The sequence below is a fragment of the Chryseobacterium sp. II3a genome (assembly GCF_057815135.1).
In genome coordinates, this window is the sequence record NZ_JBYPZJ010000005.1 from 358,751 (window position 1) to 376,962 (window position 18,212).

An 18,212-nucleotide genomic window follows, 5' to 3' on the forward strand; every position below is an offset into this window, starting at 1 on the left:
TCATAAAATATTTTAAAACACTAATAAAAAAAACACAAAATAATCATATTATTACATAAAAATTAAATATTTGTTTAACTTTAACACATACCATTCAATTGTTAACGAAAACATAAAACACTATATATCAATACACTGAACTCTTTCAAAAAATCAATTATATAACTCAAATAATATTTACCATTTAGTTTATTAAAATAAAAAAAAGTGACCAAAGGCCACTTTTAAATTCATATTTTTATCTTTTTAGTTAAGATAGAACTCATACTTATTAAGTAATTGTATTTCTTTGATAAGATCCCCGTTCAAATCTACAGAATGCTTCATCGATTGTACTTCTATTTGGGAATCATCTTCAATATTTTTGATATAGAATTTTAATTTCTGGTTTCCTTTATTCCGTTCCAGAACTGTCTTGAAGAAATCCAGATCCTCAAGTCTTACATCCATCACATCCATCACTAAAGAAATACTTTTAGCATATCTTTCAAATGCTTCCTGAAGCTCAATCACATCATTTACATTGACAAAGACTCTTCCATCTTTTACCTGAGCAAATTTTATTTTAAAGATGACAAACCTTTGGACTTCCAGTTTTTCCTTCAGCCTCATATAGTCCCTATCTCCCAATCTGAAAGAATAAGACCCGGAATAATCTTCCAGAGTGACAAAAGCTACTTTTTCACCGCTTCTGAAACCATCCTGCACTCTATATTCCGTAATAAGCCCAGCTACAGTATATTCTTTTCCACCGCCGCCATTTTCTCTTTCCTTCTGAAGTGTTTTCCAGTCTTTCTTTTTTTCTTCAAACAGCTCTTCCTGTTTATTAGCAAAAGCCTGCTCCTTATAAGCATCTACCTCATCCAGATTTAGGAATAAGAAATTACCTTTTGGCTCTGCTTTTTTGGTTGCTTCCTCAATTATTTCTTCTTCCCCAACAGATAATTCATCGGAAACAATTTCTGTAAGGTCGGTAGTTTCATCAGTTGAGTCTTGTTCCAAAACAGGAGCTTCATCAGTGGTAGCTTTTTCTTCTTCTTCTTTTTCCAGAACCGACTTCTTGGAAAGCCTCCCCTGCATAAATTGGAATTGATATTTAAATTCATCCAATGGATGGGCAGAAAGATAGAATCCAATGGTTTCTTTTTCTTTGTTCAACTTATGCATATTCGGCCATTCAGGGCATGGTGCAAGTTTTGGCTGCTCAATCTGAACCTCATCTGCAAAATCAGCAAACAGAGAATGCTCCATCTCATTTTTACTTTCCTGAAAGCTTTGTCCATATCTGATCAATCGCTCCAGATTCGTTTTCCCAGCCATATCAATATCAAAATACTGACCTCTGTGAAAAGTATCCAGTTCATCAAAAGCACCAGCAACCACTAAACTTTCCGCTACCCTTTTATTCATTTGGGAAGGCAGTATTCTTTCAAAAAAATCATAGATATTTTTAAATCTTCCGTTTTCTCTTTCTCTTGTAATAGCTTCACTTGGTCCTTCACCAATTCCCTTAATCGCTCCCAAGCCAAAACGGATCTGCCCTTTTTCGTTTACGGAGAATTTGTATTGAGATTCATTTACATCAGGTCCCAAAACATCCACTCCCATACTCTTGCAATCCTCCATGAACATGGTAATTGAATCAGTGTTGTTAATGTTATTACTCATCACACTCGCCATATATTCTGCCGGGTAATTGGCTTTTAAATAAGCAGTTTGGTACGCAATAAAGGCATAACAGGTTGAGTGGGATTTGTTGAAGGCATATTCCGCGAAGGCTTTCCAGTCATTCCAGATTTTCTCCAACCTTTCTTCATTAAGATTGTTTTTTCTACCTCCTTCAATGAATTTAGGATACATTTTATTAAGAACATCAATTTGTTTCTTACCCATCGCTTTTCTCAGCGTATCGGCCTCACCTTTTGTAAAATTGGCCAGTTTCTGAGAAAGAAGCATTACCTGCTCCTGATAAACGGTAATTCCGTAAGTTTCCTTTAAATATTCTTCTGTTTCCGGCAAGTCATAAACAATTTCTTCAATGCCGTGCTTTCTATTAATAAAGTTTGGGATATATTTAATAGGCCCCGGACGGTAAAGGGCATTCATGGCAATAAGATCGGCAAAAACCGTAGGTTTAAGCTCTCTCATGTATTTTTGCATTCCGGGACTTTCATATTGGAAGATCCCGACTGTTCTTCCTTCTTTAAATAATTGATATGTTTTAGCATCATCTAATGGAATAAGATCCGGATCAATATCTAATCCATATCTTGCTTTCACTAGCTTTAACGCATCTTTAATAATGGTAAGCGTTCTAAGACCCAGGAAGTCCATCTTCAGAAGACCTGCACTTTCCGCCACTGAGTTATCAAACTGAGACACTAAGATATCAGCATCTTTCGCAGCAATGGTTACCGGAACTAAATTACTTACATCTTCCGGAGTAATTATTACCCCACAGGCGTGAATTCCGGTATTCCTGATACATCCTTCCATCTTCTTAGCACTTGCCAATACTCCGTGACGGGAATCATCAGGACTTTCAAGAACATACCTCATCTCATCAACGAGCATCTGTTCCTCCGGTTTCAGTTTATCATATTTTGCTAATGCTTTCGCAATATTCATCCCTGGTGTAGAAGGAATAAGTTTAGCAATATTGTTCGTATCAGGAATCGGAACGTCTAAAACTCTTCCGGCATCTTTAATCGCAGATTTCCCTCCTAAGACTGAATAGGTGATAATCTGTGCTACCTGGCTTTGTCCATATTTTTCAATTACCCATTTGATAACCCGGTCTCTACCTTCATCATCAAAGTCGATATCAATATCGGGCATGGATACCCTTTCCGGGTTCAGGAACCTCTCAAAAAGGAGGTCGTATTTAATAGGGTCAACATTGGTAATTCCAATACAGTAAGCTACTGCAGACCCTGCAGCAGAACCCCTTCCCGGACCAACCCAAACTCCCATTTTACGGGCTTCATTACAGAAATCCTGTACAATAAGGAAGTATCCCGGATAACCGGTATTGGCAATTACTTCAAGCTCAAAGTCAAGACGCTCTTTGATTTCATCGGTAATCCCTGTATCTCTATATCTAACCTTTGCACCTTCGTAAGTAAGATAGGTAAGATAAGCCATTTCTCCTCTTTTCCCTCCGTCTACCTCATCTTCTGCATGGATAAATTCCTCAGGAATATCAAATTTTGGTAGGAGAACGTCTCGTTTTAAGGTATAAGGTTTAAACTTTGCAAAAAATTCATCATAGGCTTCAAACGCATCCGGATAAGCAAGGAAAGCTTCTTTTATTTCATCAGAGTTCTTTATATAATACTCTTCCGTAGCCAATCCTCTTCTCTTTCCAAAGCCTTTCCCTATAGGAGTTGTAAGTTTTTCCCCATCTTTGATACAGCTTACAATATCCTGGATATTCGCATCATCTTTATTGGTATAATATGTTTCATTCTGGGCCAGAATCTTAACATTATATTTATCTGCCAGATACAATAAAACTTCGTTTAGGTGTTCTTCCTCAGGCAGATTATGGTTTTGAAGCTGAACATAAAAATCTTCTCCAAAAGTTTCACTCCACCATTTAAAAAGCTCCTCACCTTTCTGCTCACCGGTATTTAAGATCGCATCAGGAATATCTCCCATAATCCCGGAAGTCAAAGCAATAACTCCTTCTTTATATTGAGCAATCAGTTCACGGCTAATCCTTGGAACTCCAAAATAGAATCCCTTTAAGAAACCGATACTTGATAGTTTTGCTAAATTTTTGTAGCCGTTAAAGTCTTTTGCCAAAAGGACAACCTGAGTTCTCCTATCCGGATCATCTTTGGTAAACTGCTTCTGTTCATATCGTTCTGAAATATAAAATTCACAGCCTACAACAGGGATTAATGGCTCAGAAACAGGTTCTGCTTCATTAAATTCAGTTCCATTTTCTTCAGCTTCCTGTTTTTTTGTCAGATATTCTTTATGTTTCTTAGCTCTGTCACCATTAGCTCCTTCTACCGCAGAAACAAACTTGAACGCCCCCATCATATTTCCCAGATCCACCATTCCGACAGCTGGAAAATTCTCATCAGAAGCTTTTTTAATCAAGTCATTAATACTTGAAGTGGCTGTTAAGGTTGAAAAGACACTATGATTATTAAAATTGAAATATTTTCCTAAATCAATTTCATCAATACTTCCAAAATCCTGTTGCTTCTTTTTATTATGGAAATCTGCGACCTGCCTTCTGATAACAATATTAAAAGGCTTGATCGGATCAGGATAAAGACTCTTAAAATAGGCTAACTGATCTTCTGAAATCTTTAATGTTTCAGCAGGAACAACACCAATCCTTACCATTTCGAAAAATGCTCTGGCTGTAGCATTTACGTCGGCAGCAGCATTATGGGCCTCATCAAATTTATTCCCATACAGTTTTTCATAAAGTTCTTCAAGTTTCGGAGGTTTAAAACGTCCTCCACGACCTCCGCCTAACTGGCAGAAATCGGTCCCCAGAATCATTGTATCAGCTCTGGGTTTTTCCTGAAGATTGTCTTTTATATTTTTTCTATAGAATTCTGCTCCTACAATATTGTAATCAAACTCAACATTGTGACCGGAAACTACTCTTATTTTTTCAAGCACCTTAGAAAACTCTTCTAAGATCTCCTGCAGATCACGCCCTTCCTCATTAGCAATCTTGGTTGTAATCCCGTGAATTCTGGCTGCATTAAAGGGAATATCATACCCTTCAGGCTTTATTATATAATCCTGATTTTCAATTAAGTTACCATCATCATCATGCACCTGCCATGCGATCTGAACCATTCTTGGCCAGTTATCAGAATCTGAAAGCGGAGCGTTGAAATTTTTTGGTAAACCGGTTGTTTCTGTGTCAAAAATTAAATACATATAATTTTCTAACTTTTTTATACAAAAGAGAATGTAAAGTTACTTCATTTTTTCGAATTTACCGTCTTTAAAGTCCCAATACTCACACTATATAAATTTAACAATATAAAAATCAAATACATTTAGTAAATCAAACACATTTAATCCGAAAACATGTAAAACATTGATTAAAATATTAAAAAAAAACAATATTTAATCATTCTAAATAGAATTTTATAAATATTTTAACCTATATTTGAGCCGTTACAATTTTTAATATTTACTAATCATTATGAAGAAACATTTACTTTTGGTCGGTACTTTAGCTATTTCAATGCTAAGTGCGCAAAACAATGAAGGATTAAAAAGAGAGTTTGAAAGACAAAACAAGGAGAACAGTGCTAAGTTTGACTCTTATGTTGCAAAAAAGTATGGAAGTACTGCAAAGTCAGCTGATATCCAGAAAAAAATTGAAGAAGAAAAAGCTAATCTAGCAGGGTTTTCTCCTAATGGTAAACCTTATTTTTATAAAGGCCACGAAACAAGACAAAATTCTAATGCTAATGCCGATGCTCTTAACACTGCAGGAGGAGTAAGTGGTTTAGCTGGAGCCTTTAAAGGTGAAGGAATAAAATTCACTATTTTTGACGGTGGTAGAGTGTACGCAGCTCACCCTGCATTTGATAATGCAACTGGCAGAATTACTAATAAAGAAGCCGCCACTAATATCTATAGTGGACATTCTACAGGTGTTGCTGGTTTTATAGGAAGTAGAAGTCTTACTGCTAGTGGACAATTAGGTACTACTCCTGTAACATTTAACGTTCAAGGTGTTGCACCTAATTCTACAATGGATTCTTACAGATTTGCCAATACTATTTTACCTGGAAACACAGCAGTAAGTACTGTTTTCCAAAAAATAATAACAGCTGCACCAAAGATCTCAAACCACTCTTATGGAGCTAGTGTAGGATGGAATTATGATGAAGATGATAATGGAAATCCTAGATGGGTTTGGGGTGGAATTTTTGAAAGCCCTAATACAACATTAGATTTACAAGGTAGTTATTTAGGAGAAGATCAAAATTATGATAATATTGTTTATGCTAACCCTACTTATGTAATTGTAAAATCTGCAGGTAACTCTTATGGTGACGGACCTAATTATCCAGGTACTTCAGCTTTTCCAAAATATTACCTTGATGATAATGATAATCCAGTTCTTTTCACAAGTACAGATACATTACCACAGACTAACTGTGCACAAGGTTTTGATTGTATAGGTCCTGGGTCACTTGCAAAGAATATAATTGTAGTAGGAGCTACAGATGTAATCACTACTAACAACTTCAAATATGCCGCAGCTTCAGACGTAGTACATTCCAGCTACAGTAGTGCGGGTCCGAGAGATGATGGAGGTATAAAACCAGATATTTCAACTACTGGAACTGATGTATTCCTTGCATCTACAGCCGAGAATACAACTGGAAGTACATCCTATGATTATGGTAGTGGGACTTCATATTCTGCACCAGTTGTTACAGGAGTTATTGGATTATGGATGCAGATCTATAAGCAATTGTTTAACAATGCAGATATGAATGCTGCAGCTGCTAAAACATTAACGATCCACTCAGCACTTGAAGCAGGAACTGTAGGTCCAGATCCACATTTCGGATGGGGATATATTGATGCTAAAAAAGGAGCAGAAATTCTAGTAGGAAAATCTAATAATTCCGTTATCTTTAATGACGAAACGCTAAACAACGAAGCTACTAATACAAAGACCGTTAAAGCTTCAGGAACTACTCCTTTAAAAGTTACTATTTCATGGATTGATCCTGCATTTAATACTGCCGGGTTGACTTATGCAACTGCTTATAACAACAGAAATTCAAGATTGATAAATGATTTAGATTTAAGAATTACAGATGTAGAATCAGGTACAGTTTACTTACCTTGGAAACTGAATGCTACAAGCCCAATGGTAGCGCAAAAAGGAGACAATACCGTAGACAATGTTGAACAAGTTATAGTAGATGCTCCAGCTGCAGGGAAAAATTATAAAATTGAAGTAAAGCACAAAGGGATTTTAAAGAATAGTACTGGTGCTACTGCTCCTCAAAACTATTCAATCATCGTAACAGGATATACTGAAGTATTAGGAACCAAAGAAGCTGCTAAAGCCGATGCATTAAACAGCCTTACTGTTGCTCCTTCAATTACTAAAGATGTTACAAATATCTTAAATGCTCCAAAAAAATCTACATTTACTATTTATGATATGTCCGGTAAAAAATTACAGAGCGGAAATATCAACAGTGATAAAGAAGCAATTAATTTATCTGCTCATCCTAAAGGAATTTACATCGTTGAAGTAAAAACTGACAAAGATGTTGTTGCTAAAAAAGTGATTAAAGAGTAAGTTTAACACTCATCAATTTATAAAGGATACTAACTCATGTTGGTATCCTTTTTTTATTTGGAACTTCTTTTTAAACTTATTTCTTCTACTCCCTATCTCAACCTGAGCGAAAATAAAACTATAAAATTTTAAAAAAATTAAATTTTTTAAACACAAAACCAAACAAAAATCAATTTAAGCACAAAAAAAACAAATTATTAACATTAAAAAAGGAAAAAAAACACAACCTTCATATATTTGAAAAACACAACAACCTTTAAATATCTATCAAATATTATGAAGAAAATCTTTATTTCGATCAGTACTTTGCTTATTTCTTTAACAAGTGCACAAAACAAAAATGAAATTCTAAAAAGAGAATTTGAAAAATTAAGAACAGAGGATATTCAAAAACTGAATACCTATATAGCTAAGAAATATAGCTCAAACAGAGATCCAGAAGCTTTAAAAGAAATCGATGAGCTCAAAGCCAGCCTTGCAGGTTTTACGGATGGCAATCAGCCTTATTTTTATAAAGTTCACGATATGGACCAAATTAAAAATTCCAATTCAGACTATTTACAGGGAGGCAATATTACGGGGCTAACAGGATCTTTTAATGGTGAAAACATTAAGTTTACCATCTTTGACGGAAGCACTGTGTCTAGTACAGCAAGAGTATATGCTGGTCATGTTCTTTTCAACAATGCTCCGAGCAGGATTACCAATAAAGAAAGCAGCAGCCTTAATTATGGCGATCATGCTACATCTGTAGCCAGTTTTATTGGAGCAAGAGACTTTTCTTACACCTTTACACCTAGTGGAAGACAAGTCAATTTTAAAGGCATTGCTCCCAACTGTACAATAGATGCATACTCTTTCGGAAGCTCTATATTACAGGGAGAAACAACATCAAAAAACGTATTTCAAAAGATCTTAACTGCAGAACCTAACATCTCTAACCACTCTTATGGTATCAGTGCCGGCTGGGATGTTATAACGGTCAACAATCTCAATGCTTGGGGATGGAACGGAAGCTTTACTCCCTCAACTACATCATATGACATGCAGGGATCTTATATTATTAATGATAAGTTTTATGACTTACTTGTTTATAGTGACCCTTCTTATATAATTGTTAAGTCTGCTGGAAATTCCTTCAATATGGGAAACAATGCTTATTCAACACAAACAACTAATTTTAAAAAATATTATAAAAATGCGGCTGGCAGCTGGGTAGAATTTGCCACTACATACACTCTTCCCCCTGTTAACTGTCTTCAAGGGTACGACTGTATATCTCCCGGATCTGTAGCTAAAAATATTATTTCTGTTGCTGCTGCAGATAGAATAACAGCCAATGACGGAAGATATTCCGTGGCTGCGAATGTTATTCACTCTAATTACAGCAGTGCAGGGCCTAGAGATGATGGTGGAATCAAACCAGATATTACAGCAGTCGGAACAGATGTGGCGAGTGCTACCACTCAAAATAATTCAACAGGAAACAGCGGCGTGGAAACTGGCAGCGGAACCTCTTATTCTGCCCCTATTGTTACAGGAATCATTGGGCTTTGGACCCAGATTAACAAACAGCTATTTTCTGGAGCCTTATTAAATGCAGCATCTGCAAAAACATTAATGATTCATTCTGCCTTGGAAGCAGGTAACGCTGCTGGACCTGATGCTCAATTTGGCTGGGGCTTTATTAATGCAAAAAAAGGTGCAGAACTTCTTGTAGGAAAATCCAATAACACAATTATTTTCAACAATGAAACATTGACCAGCGGAACTCCTAACAAAAAAACAGTTATTGCTTCCGGAAATGAACCATTAAAAGTCACAATTTCATGGGTGGATCCTGAGTACCCAAGCGTTGACAACAATACATCTTTACAAAATTTACATAACAATAGAATTTCCAAATTAATAAATGATTTGGATGTAAGAATTATTGATGTTACGGACAACACTATCTACCTTCCATGGAGACTTGATTACAACAGTCCAATGACAGCTTTAAAAGGAGACAATACCGTAGATAACGTTGAACAGGTAATAGTAGACGCTCCTGTAGCAGGAAGAACTTACAGAATTGAAATTTCCAATAAAGGCACTCTTAAAAACAATGATAACGAAAATACTCCTCAAGACTACTCTATTATAGTAACCGGATATAACGAAGTATTAGGAACGAAAGAGTCTAAAGCGGGAGTTTTAAGCAGTTTAGCTGTGGCTCCTTCTGTTACAAAAGATGTAATAAACATCCTGAAAGCTCCTAAAAAATCTACCTTCACAATTTATGATCTTTCCGGTAAAAAATTACGTAATGGAACAATCGAAAGTGATAAGGAAACCATTGATTTATCGGCTTATACAAAAGGAATTTACATCGTAGAAGTAAAAACCGGTAATGACATTATTTCTAAAAAAATCATTAAAGAATAATCAACAAATTCATATTTTTTTTGCAAAATACTAACAGTTGTTAGTATTTTGTTTTTTTTATATATATTTGCTTCCTATGGAAAATACACTTCACGAAAAAGTTTCTCAGGATATTTTACTTAAAGCGTACAATCATATGATGCTTGCTAAAGCAATGGCCGACATTTATGAGGAAAACAGAAACATCTGTAAATACGTCCACAGTACTTCAAGAGGCCACGAAGCCATCCAATTAGCAACCGCCTACCAACTCAAAAAGGAAGATTGGATCTCCCCTTATTACAGAGACGAAAGTATTCTTTTGGGAATTGGGTTTGAACCTTATCAATTGATGCTTCAATTATTAGCCAAAGCTAATGATCCTTTTTCCGGAGGTAGATCCTATTACTCTCATCCTTCCAGCAGAGATGAAAATAAACCGAAAATCATTCACCAAAGTTCTGCAACTGGAATGCAGACGATTCCTACAACAGGTGTTGCCCAGGGAATAAAATATATTCAGGATTTCGAACTTCAGCAGTTTGAAAATAATCCTGTTGTGATCTGCAGTCTTGGTGACAACTCTGTAACAGAAGGTGAAGTAAGTGAAGCTTTGCAGTTTGCAGCTTTACATCAACTTCCTATTATTTTCCTTGTTCAGGATAATGAGTGGGGAATCTCTGTCACCAAAGAGGAAGCCAGAACCTGTGATGCTTACGATTTCGTAGCAGGATTCACCGGATTAAGCAGAATGAGAGTTGACGGAACTGATTTTGTGGAGAGTTTCGAAGCTATGAAGAAAGCAGTAGACTTTGTAAGAACAGAAAGAAAACCTTTGGTTGTTTGCGCAAAGACAGTATTGATTGGGCACCACACTTCAGGAGTAAGAAGAGAATTCTATAGAGATGAAGAAGATTTAACAAAACATAGAGCCAAAGATCCAGGAGAAATTCTTAGAAAACATTTATTGGAAACAGGTGTAGATGAAGATCTTTTAAAACAAATTACAAAAAAGACCCGCCTTGAAGCTGAAGAAGCTTTTGAAAAAGCTAAAAACGCAGAAGAGCCAAAGCCTGAGACAGTAATGCAGCATGTATTTGCTCCTACTCCGATTACAGAAGAGACAGGAACACGTGAACCTGCCAATGGTGAGAAGATCGTAATGGTAGATGCCGCCATTCATGCTATACAGGAACTGATGTGGAAGCATCCCGAAGCCCTTCTTTATGGTCAGGATGTAGGTGAAAGAATTGGTGGGGTTTTCCGAGAAACAGTAACTCTTGGAAAGAAGTTTGGGAGCAAAAGAGTTTTCAATACGGCCATTCAGGAAGCATACATTATTGGTTCTACAACCGGAATGAGTGCTGTAGGGCTGAAACCAATCGTTGAAGTTCAGTTTGCTGACTATATCTATCCAGGGATCAACCAATTAATTACCGAAATATCAAAATCAAGCTACTTGAGTGGTGGAAAATTCCCTGTAAGCAATATTATCCGTGTTCCTATCGGAGCTTACGGCGGTGGTGGTCCTTATCATAGTGGAAGCGTTGAAAGTATTCTTGCCAATATTAAAGGAATCAAAATAGCATATCCAAGTAATGCTGCAGACTTCAAAGGTCTTTTGAAGGCGGCTTACTACGACCCGAATCCAGTAGTTATGCTGGAACACAAGGGATTATACTGGAGTAAAGTTCCGGGAACCGAAGATGCTAAAACCATTGAACCTGCTGAAGATTATGTTTTACCTTTCGGAAAAGGAAAAATTATCATAGAAGCTGATCAAGATGAAACAGAAAAAGGCAGAACATTATTAGTGGTAACTTACGGAATGGGAGTTTACTGGGCGAAAGAAGCAGCCAAGAACTTTAATGGAAAAGTAGAAGTGATTGATTTAAGAACTTTAATTCCATTAGATGAAGAACTAGTATTCGAAAGAGTAAAAGCACATGGAAAATGTATTGTTTTGACCGAAGAACAGCTTAACAATTCATTTGCAGAAGCATTTGCACACAGAATTTCCAAGAATTGCTTTAAATATTTGGATGCTCCGGTAGAAACCATGGGATCTTTAGATGTACCAGCGGTTCCTATCAATCTGGTATTGGAAAAAGAAATGCTTCCAAATGCTGAAAAGCTTTCCAGGAAGATTGAAGAAATGTTGCAATATTAAATCCATATAAAATCAGACCTCTAAAATTATTTAGAGGTTTTTTTATGCTTTTTTTTCATTACTTTTATTTAGGATTTATCAAACTCAATCCGAGAACATTATACTTAAACAAAAACTGAAATTAAATTTATAACAGGCATTCCCCGATAAACTCTTAAAAAGTTTGGTACTTATTTTGTCTATACACGCAAAAACACATTTATCTTTATGATCACTACTAAATACGTCAATTATAAACAAGTTCTCAATCTATCCGGTGTACATCTTATCTTAATCTCTATCTGGTGCACGTTGATTGCTATACTTTTTTACTTCTTCAACTGGCATTGGATGACCATACCATGGGTTCCGGTAGCACTTATAGGTACTGCAGAAGCCTTCTTAGTAGGTTTTAAAAATAACCAGGCTTACGACAGGCTTTGGGAAGCAAGAAAAATATGGGGTGGTATTGTGAATTCCAGTCGTTCATTTGCGTCTATGGTACAGGCTTTTGATACTAAGAACGAAGAAATAGGTATTTTTGATCTCGAAGATCGCAAAAAAAAGATTATCAATCGTCATATCGCATGGCTATACACTTTCCGTGAGCAGCTTTTAGTTCCTACAGAATGGGAGCATATCAGTAGTGAAAATAATAAATTTGGAAATATCAACCTTAGAAGAAACAGATTGATTAAGGCAGGTTTTCCTGATTATGGAAGAGCTCCTATTTTCTTGCATAAATACCTTTCAGAAGAAGAATATGAACTGAAAAACACTTATAAAAACTTTGCAACCTACCTGATCTCCCAACAGGCGAAAGATATCAATGAGTTAAAAAACATGAATGCCATTACAGATTTTAATCAGACACAGCTACAGAATAGTCTGAATGAATTCTATGGCTTTCAAGGACAGGCAGAAAGAATCAAAAAATTCCCTTCTCCAAGACAGTTTGCGAGTACGGCATTTGTTTTCAACATTCTTTTTATCACTTTACTTCCTCTTGGGCTTGTGAATGAATTTGCAAAATTGGGTGACTGGGGAATCTGGACCTCTATTCCTTTCTGTATTATTATCGGATGGATTTATATTATTATGGAACTGGTAGGTGATTATTCTGAAAACCCTTTTGCAGGCCTCATGTTTGATGTTCCAATGCTCTCCATCTGTAGAACTATCGAAATTGACCTTCTTCAAATGACAGGAGAAACAGAATTACCGGATCCTATTGCTTCTAAAAACGGAGTGCTGGTTTAATAATCAATAATGAGTAATCAGCAATGAGTAATGATAGAAGACTCAATTAGTATTTTCATATAATTTCTTACAAAACAATTGCTGTTGTATTTTTTACTTCAGAAATCATAAATGAGCTGTGCGTACTTGCGATGTGTTGAAGCGTCGTAAGTTTCGTTAGCATAAAATTTCGATAATCTTCAATATCCCTTACTCCTATTTTAAGGATATAATCGTAGTCTCCACTTACATGAAAACATTCCGTTACTTCCTGGAGGTTCATCACTTCTTTTTCAAACTGCAGAACAAATTCTTTTTTATGCTGCGTTAGTTTTATATGACATAAAATGATAAAATTACGCTGAACCTTACTTTTATCCAATAAGGCTACATATTTTGAAATTACACCGGCATTTTCAAGCTTTTTAATCCGTTCATAAATAGCTGTAACCGATAAACCAAGCTTTCCGGATAGCTCTTTGGTAGTTTGTTTACAGTCTTCCTGCAAAAACAACAATAGTTTTTTATCAATATCATCAAGTTCCATAGATAAATTTTTGGTAAAAAATTAATATTTCCGAAGATAGCAATTATATTTTCTAAATAAACAACATTTAGCAGTTTTATAATCTATAAATTCAAATATATGTTGTAATAATTAGGAAAATAGCGCAAATTAGGCTGGTAAAATAAAAACAATCTTATGGAAAATTTTAACGCAGCCAACGAGATCCAGGATCTTCAGTATTTCGGTGAATTCGGAGGAGTAAACCCTTCTATTTCTGACAGCTCCACTTATACTTTCCTTTCTGCAAAGACTATGTTTGATACTTTTGAAGGAAATGCGGAAGGATGTTACCTGTACTCCAGACATTCATCACCTATGAATCTTTATCTGGCTCAGGCTTTAGCCAAAATGGAAAATACAGAGTCTGCCAACGTTACAGCATCCGGAATGGGAGCTATCACTTCGGTTTTGATGCAGGTATGCAAAAGCGGTGACCATATTATTTCGAGCAGAACTATTTATGGAGGAACCTATGCTTTCCTTAAAAACTTTTTACCACAATTCAATGTAGCCACTACTTTTGTGGATATCAATAATTTTGATTCTATAGAAGCTGCTATTACTCCCAATACAAAAGTGATTTATTGCGAAAGTGTAAGCAATCCTCTACTTGAAGTAGCAGATCTTAGAAAGCTTTCTGAAATCTGTAAAAAACATAATTTAAAACTGATTGTAGACAATACATTCTCTCCACTTTCTATTTCTCCACAATTATTCGGAGCGGATGTTGTGATCCATAGTTTAACAAAATTCATCAATGGAAGCAGTGATACTGTTGGAGGTGTATATTGCAGCTCTCAGGCATTTATTGATGACACTAAAAATGTAAACTCCGGGGCATGTATGCTGTTGGGACCTACCATGGACAGCTTAAGAGCATCCAGCATCCTTAAAAACCTTAGAACCCTTCATATCAGAATAAAACAACATAGTCACAATGCTCTCTATCTTGCGGAAAGATTTGAGCAGGATGGTTTAAAAATATCTTATCCGGGATTACCTTCTCATAAAAATCATGAACTGATGAAGAGCATGATTGATGAAGAGTACGGATTCGGAGGATTATTAACACTGGATGCAGGAACTACAGAAAAAGCCAACGAACTTATGGAAATGATGCAGACCGAAAACCTTGGCTATCTGGCTGTAAGCTTAGGCTTCTATAAAACCCTTTTCTCTTGCTCAGGAAAATCTACATCATCCGAGATTCCGGAAGAAGAACGTGCATCAATTGGTATTTCTGATGGATTAATCAGATTTTCTATTGGTCTGGACCACGACATCAAAAGAACTTACCATAAAATGAAAGAATGTATGCTGAAAGTAGGAGTTCTTAACCATGAAAACATCTCTATATCCTAAATTTTATTGTACAAAAGAAGGCTGTTTCAATGAAACAGCCTTCTTTATTTTTATTTAAATACAAACTCCATTACTCTTTTTAGTTATGACTAAAATATGTGAGATTTAGAATTAGTCTTATGAAATTAGATCTTCTTTAGTTTTTGGCTAAAGCCAATGGAATTTTTGTTTTTATTATAAATGGGCTTTAGCCCATTTATATTGAATCCATTTTTATGTTTATTCCAAAATAGGTAAAAAACCTGCGTAATCCGTGTAATCTGCGAGAAAATCTAACCCCCATCAATTTTATCGGAGATAAAATCCTTACACCTTATAACATACAATATAAAAAAACCTCCGCGCCTTAGCGTTTTCCAACAAAAAAATTGAAAGGAACCTTAAAACAGGCAGCTAGTTATTTTTGTAATAATGGTGCGGAAATGCATCCTCCGGCTTCATCCTGAAAACATTCAACAGAACCCAGGATTTCAGGAATCCATATCCATAAGAAAACATCTGAATATAAGTAGAAATTACCGCCATTCCTGCAATACTAATATTCTTAGTCAATAATAAAGCATGGAAAAACACCAAAAATGTATACAATCCATAGAAAGCAAGAATAAATCCTTTTTCTAGAATAAAATATTCCACAAATCCCATGATATATCCTAACATAAATAAGGTAGGAAATGCAAAGGATATTTTTACATAATTCGGATGCCTTTGATTAAGAATCGGTCTTGCACAACCAAATTGATACACCTGCTTGGAGAATTTCCCAAAGTCTACTCTACGTTTATGATATACTGCAATATCATCAAAAAAAGCAGTAGTAAATCCGCTTTCCCAAAGGGTCATAGACAAGTCCGGATCCTCTCCTATTCTCATTTCAGAAAAACCGCCTACTTTCTCAAAAACAGCTTTTTTCACACCCATATTAAAACTTCTGGGCTGAAATTTTGAAACCGCTTTCTTACTTCCTCTGATTCCTCCCGTCGTAAAAACAGAAGTCATGGAATATGAAATTGCTTTTTGCATCAGATTAAAACCCTTATGAGCTTTATCTGCTCCTCCAAATGCATCACAAGGAATTGTCTGAATATCTTTTTTAATATGTTCGATATAATCCTTTTCAACAATCACATCACTGTCTACAAATACCAGCCATTCATTGGCAGCTCTCTTGGCACCATAATTTCTAGTAAGCCCCGGCCCCGAATTTTCTTTCCTGAAATACTTAATATCAAGGATCTCTTCGAAATTCTTAATGGTAGGTTTCAGATCAATGATTGAACCATCATCCACGATAATAATTTCAAACTCTTTATCAGTCTGTTGGGTCAAAGAAGTCAGCAACTCGAAAAGTTCGTCCTTTCGGTTGTAAATGGCAACAATAATGGAAATACTAGGCTTCAAATTGAAAATTTTTCAAAATTACTTATTCGGAAAGGAAACCACAAACAGTTTAACAGCTTATTGGGAGAATTAATTTTAATAATCTTAGATAAACACTCCGGATTCATAGTAAACAAACATTACCAAAGCAATAAAAAATGCAATCACAGAACAGCTGAAAATAAGCAGTTTAAAAATACTTTTAAAATAATAAAGCTCCATAAGATTCAGAAGAAAAAACAGTAAAGCTGAGATGGCTGTTCCTATTAAAGAAGATACAATTAAAGCTGTGGTTTGATCACCTACCGGCAAAGGCTTATGAAAAACAATAAAAAAGAGAACAGCAGCAGCAAGAATAAATCCTGCGCTAACTTTCTCTGTAAAATATTTATCTTTTTTCTTATCCTTTTTTCGGGCACGAGCTTCTGAATCCTTCACCCGCTCAGTTGCCACAATTGAAGCAGCATCTGCTAATAACCCTAAAATCTCAAGAATATTCCAAGACATCTAAAGGTATATTTAAGATTTATCCTCCAATTTATGAATCTTTTTCGTTCCTTCATACATTTCGTACTGCAGGAATCTTGTCTCCAGCTTTCCATTGAAAAGTTTGATCTTTCTTGAAGGACGTAAGCCTATCTTTTTCACGGCTTCCAGGTCAGATGAAATCAACCATGCTAAAGTATTTGGATAGCTTGTTTTAAACGTATCTCCTATCTTTTTGTAGAAATCATCATCATTGATGGAAATTCTCTCATCATAAGGTGGATTAAATACCATCAATAATGGGAAAAGTTCTTTCTTAGAATCAAAGAAATTCTGTTTTTTGATCTCTATTACATCTTCCATTTCTGCCGCCTCCACATTCATTCTGGCTGCATTTAGCATTCTTGCATCAATATCATACCCTACAATCTTTCCATCAAACTGTCTTACTCTATTGATTCTGAATTCTTTAATTTTCGAGAATAAATCAGCATTATAATTTTTCCAGTTCTGGAATCCGAATCTTTTTCTGAAAATCTGAGCCGGAAGGTCCATGGCAATCATCGCCGCTTCAATCAACAGTGTTCCGGAACCGCACATTGGGTCAAGAAAGTTTCCTTTTCCATCCCAGCCTGCCAGTTGCAGCATTCCGCTGGCAAGAACCTCATTGATCGGAGCTTCTCCCTGCTCTCTTCTATACCCTCTTTTGAATAACGCATCACCAGAAGAGTCCATAGAAATCATCACCAATTCTCTGTCAATATGAAGATGGAATTTGATATCCGGAGTTCTCGTCTCTACATTGGGACGTCTTTTATATTTATCCTGAAAATAATCTACAATTGCATCCTTCATTTTTAATGTCACAAACTGAGAATGTTTGAAAGTTTCAGAATTTACCGTAGCATCAATAGAAAAAGACTGATCTACATCCATAAATTCATCCCATTCAAATTTGAATAACCTGTCATAGAACTGGTGCTGGTTGAAAGCTTTAAACTGATGAATAGGAACCAAGATTTTTAATGCTGTTCTTGCAGAATAATTAATCTTATAAAGAAAACCAAGATCTCCTTCACAGTTAACCGCTCTGTTTTTCACTTCTACCTTTCTTCCGCCTAATTTCTTGATTTCTTCTGCCAGGATTTGTTCTAATCCGAAGAATGTTTTAATCTGTATTTGTAGATTTTCTATGTCCATAATTTTGAATTAAAAGTTTTAAAGCATTAATAATTAAAAGATTAACTATCCAATTCATTACTCAATTGAATTTTTCAATCTTTCTATGTTGTAAAATACTTTGC

10 protein-coding genes are annotated in these 18,212 nt (G+C 35.6%); 5 read left to right on the plus strand and 5 right to left on the minus strand.

The features are described from left to right. Nucleotides 1–246: 246 nt before the first annotated feature. Nucleotides 247–4,914 (minus strand): DNA polymerase III subunit alpha, encoded by a 4,668-nt coding sequence (gene dnaE, locus AC3HD6_RS14755; protein ID WP_488897031.1) that lies wholly within the window; start codon nucleotides 4,912–4,914, stop codon nucleotides 247–249. A gap of 271 nt (nucleotides 4,915–5,185) precedes the next feature. Between dnaE and AC3HD6_RS14760 the strand changes: the two genes are divergently transcribed. The 4 genes from AC3HD6_RS14760 (at nucleotide 5,186) to AC3HD6_RS14775 (ending at nucleotide 13,133) form a co-directional block, all read left to right on the plus strand. Beyond that, nucleotides 5,186–7,318: a S8 family peptidase gene (locus AC3HD6_RS14760; protein WP_488897032.1), complete on the plus strand. Its 2,133-nt coding sequence runs from the start codon at nucleotides 5,186–5,188 to the stop codon at nucleotides 7,316–7,318. A 276-nt stretch (nucleotides 7,319–7,594) separates the two neighbouring features. Next, nucleotides 7,595–9,745 (plus strand): S8 family peptidase, encoded by a 2,151-nt coding sequence (locus AC3HD6_RS14765; RefSeq protein WP_488897033.1) that lies wholly within the window; start codon nucleotides 7,595–7,597, stop codon nucleotides 9,743–9,745. Nucleotides 9,746–9,821: 76 nt separating this feature from the next. Next, a complete protein-coding gene (locus AC3HD6_RS14770) occupies nucleotides 9,822–11,894 on the plus strand; it encodes an alpha-ketoacid dehydrogenase subunit alpha/beta (protein WP_488897034.1) in 2,073 nt (690 codons plus the stop codon). Between the two features lie 207 nt (nucleotides 11,895–12,101). Then, nucleotides 12,102–13,133, plus strand: a complete 1,032-nt coding sequence (locus AC3HD6_RS14775) for a bestrophin family protein (protein WP_488897035.1) — start codon at nucleotides 12,102–12,104, stop codon at nucleotides 13,131–13,133. A 67-nt stretch (nucleotides 13,134–13,200) separates the two neighbouring features. On the opposite strand, the gene AC3HD6_RS14780 is transcribed toward AC3HD6_RS14775, so the two are convergent. Further along, nucleotides 13,201–13,659, minus strand: coding sequence for an Lrp/AsnC family transcriptional regulator (locus tag AC3HD6_RS14780; RefSeq protein ID WP_488897036.1), 459 nt, complete (start codon nucleotides 13,657–13,659; stop codon nucleotides 13,201–13,203). Between the two features lie 156 nt (nucleotides 13,660–13,815). On the opposite strand from AC3HD6_RS14780, the gene AC3HD6_RS14785 reads away from it, so the two are divergent. Then, on the plus strand, nucleotides 13,816–15,042 hold the full coding sequence (locus AC3HD6_RS14785) for an aminotransferase class I/II-fold pyridoxal phosphate-dependent enzyme (protein ID WP_488897037.1): 1,227 nt from the start codon (nucleotides 13,816–13,818) through the stop codon (nucleotides 15,040–15,042). A 393-nt stretch (nucleotides 15,043–15,435) separates the two neighbouring features. Here AC3HD6_RS14785 and AC3HD6_RS14790 read toward each other — a convergent pair whose 3' ends face one another. The 3 genes from AC3HD6_RS14790 to AC3HD6_RS14800 form a co-directional block, all read right to left on the minus strand. Continuing rightward, the gene (locus AC3HD6_RS14790) at nucleotides 15,436–16,443 is read right to left on the minus strand and encodes a glycosyltransferase family 2 protein (protein WP_488897038.1); all 1,008 of its coding nucleotides are present in this window, start codon (nucleotides 16,441–16,443) and stop codon (nucleotides 15,436–15,438) included. Between the two features lie 84 nt (nucleotides 16,444–16,527). Further along, entirely contained in the window at nucleotides 16,528–16,929 is a 402-nt protein-coding gene (locus AC3HD6_RS14795) for a branched-chain amino acid ABC transporter substrate-binding protein (protein WP_488897039.1), read from the minus strand. Nucleotides 16,930–16,941: 12 nt separating this feature from the next. Next, nucleotides 16,942–18,108 carry a THUMP domain-containing class I SAM-dependent RNA methyltransferase gene (locus AC3HD6_RS14800; protein ID WP_488897040.1) on the minus strand — a complete coding sequence of 389 codons (1,167 nt, stop codon included), beginning with the start codon at nucleotides 18,106–18,108 and terminating at the stop codon, nucleotides 16,942–16,944. Between the last annotated feature and the right edge of the window lie 104 nt (nucleotides 18,109–18,212).

Excerpts from the sequence above, each read along its gene's own strand:
- AC3HD6_RS14765 (WP_488897033.1), top strand. The coding sequence starts at position 7,595 with ATGAAGAAAATCTTTATTTCGATCAGTACTTTGCTTATTTCTTTAACA.
- AC3HD6_RS14760 (WP_488897032.1), top strand. The coding sequence starts at position 5,186 with ATGAAGAAACATTTACTTTTGGTCGGTACTTTAGCTATTTCAATGCTA.
- AC3HD6_RS14785 (WP_488897037.1), top strand. The coding sequence starts at position 13,816 with ATGGAAAATTTTAACGCAGCCAACGAGATCCAGGATCTTCAGTATTTC.
- AC3HD6_RS14800 (WP_488897040.1), bottom strand. The coding sequence starts at position 18,108 with ATGGACATAGAAAATCTACAAATACAGATTAAAACATTCTTCGGATTA.
- AC3HD6_RS14780 (WP_488897036.1), bottom strand. The coding sequence starts at position 13,659 with ATGGAACTTGATGATATTGATAAAAAACTATTGTTGTTTTTGCAGGAA.
- AC3HD6_RS14775 (WP_488897035.1), top strand. The coding sequence starts at position 12,102 with ATGATCACTACTAAATACGTCAATTATAAACAAGTTCTCAATCTATCC.
- AC3HD6_RS14770 (WP_488897034.1), top strand. The coding sequence starts at position 9,822 with ATGGAAAATACACTTCACGAAAAAGTTTCTCAGGATATTTTACTTAAA.
- AC3HD6_RS14795 (WP_488897039.1), bottom strand. The coding sequence starts at position 16,929 with ATGTCTTGGAATATTCTTGAGATTTTAGGGTTATTAGCAGATGCTGCT.
- dnaE (WP_488897031.1), bottom strand. The coding sequence starts at position 4,914 with ATGTATTTAATTTTTGACACAGAAACAACCGGTTTACCAAAAAATTTC.